This window comes from Photobacterium chitinilyticum, from assembly GCF_004104355.1.
Classification (GTDB): Bacteria; Pseudomonadota; Gammaproteobacteria; order Enterobacterales; family Vibrionaceae; genus Photobacterium; species Photobacterium chitinilyticum.
On the sequence record NZ_RJLM01000092.1, the window covers coordinates 1 to 906 of the forward strand.

Annotated in this window: 1 pseudogene; it reads right to left on the reverse strand. The window is 38.8% G+C overall.

Features of this window, described 5'->3' with window-relative positions:
* Nucleotides 1–676 (reverse strand): annotated as a pseudogene (locus EDI28_RS28150) (DNA-directed RNA polymerase subunit beta'); the annotation flags it as partial.
* Nucleotides 677–906: the final 230 nt, after the last annotated feature.

The following is a 906-nucleotide window of genomic DNA, read 5'->3' on the forward strand; positions in this document are numbered from 1 at the left end:
TGCCACAATCTGTTCKACGTACAACAATRTGTTGAACTACTTCAACAAGTCKRCGCGTRAGATATCCWGCATCTGATGTKCGKAYAGCRGTATCYACAACTCCTTTRCGGGCTCCRTAGCAAGAAATRATATATTCTGTTAAAGARAGTCCTTCGCGTAAATTGCTTTGAATRGGTAAATCAATCATTTGYCCTTGGGGATCCGACATTAATCCTCTCATACCTACTAATTGRTGTACYTGAGATGCATTTCCYCTRGCTCCCGAAAAAGACATYATATGRACTGGATTRAARGGRTCSGTCATCCKAAAATTAGGATTCATTTCTTGTCGCAAATATTCACTTGTRGCATACCATATCTCRATMGATTGRCGTAATTTTTCTACCGCRTGTACATTCCCATAATGATGGTGTTTTTCCAAAATAAAACTTTGTTGTTCAGCGTCTTGAACTAGCCATCTTTTAGAAGGTATTGTTAAAAGATCATCAATTCCTAATGAAATGGATGTAGCAGTGGCTTGCTGGAAACCCAGAGTCTTTACTTGATCTAGGATGTGTGATGTATATGCCATCCCGAAGTGATCTATTAATCGGCTAATAAGTCGTTTAATAGCAGTTCCATCTATCACTTTATTGTGAAATACCAGATTGGCCCGTTCCGCCATAAGTACCTCCATATTCTGCTGAGTAGGATTTGACAATGGGTTTGAGTCAGTGATTGGAAAACTTCCTTTTCTAGATCTTGATTCGCGTAGAATTTTAGGTCAGTAACTATGGTCCGATTTGAATCGGAGAGGTCCGAATTCACACGGGTGTCCTAGAATTCCTTTTTTTTAATAGCATATTATTAGGTATCATATGAACAGGCTCGACAAAACCCTTGTATAGCTTCCTCGATTTCTCGATA